This is a genomic window from Aquabacterium parvum (assembly GCF_001447195.1).
Classification (GTDB): domain Bacteria; phylum Pseudomonadota; class Gammaproteobacteria; order Burkholderiales; family Burkholderiaceae_C; genus Aquabacterium; species Aquabacterium parvum.
The window spans coordinates 1-273 of sequence record NZ_LFRI01000261.1 but is presented as its reverse complement, the minus strand read 5'-3'; the positions used below and the strand labels follow the sequence as shown (position 1 = coordinate 273).

At 61.2% G+C, this 273-nt stretch carries 1 pseudogene; it reads left to right on the top strand.

The features are described from left to right. Positions 1 to 32 precede the first annotated feature (32 nt). Positions 33 to 273: pseudogene (locus ABG80_RS09980) on the top strand (protein rep); the annotation flags it as partial.

Below are 273 nucleotides of genomic sequence, written 5' to 3'. Positions count from 1 at the left end.
ACAACTCGGGCCAGTGGCACCCGCACCTGCACATGATCGCCTTGGCCGAGGTCGAGCCCAGCCAGGAGCGCTTGTCGCGGGATTGGCACCAGATCACCGGGGACAGCTTCATCGTTGATGTGCGGCCCATCGTTGGGGATCCCGCCGAGGGGTTCATGGAGGTTTTCAAGTACGCCGTCAAGTTCAGCGATCAGCCGGTTGCCGATACATGGCATGCCTTTCAGACGCTCAAGGGGAAACGCCTTCTTGGTTCTGCTGGGTGCTTCCGAGGTG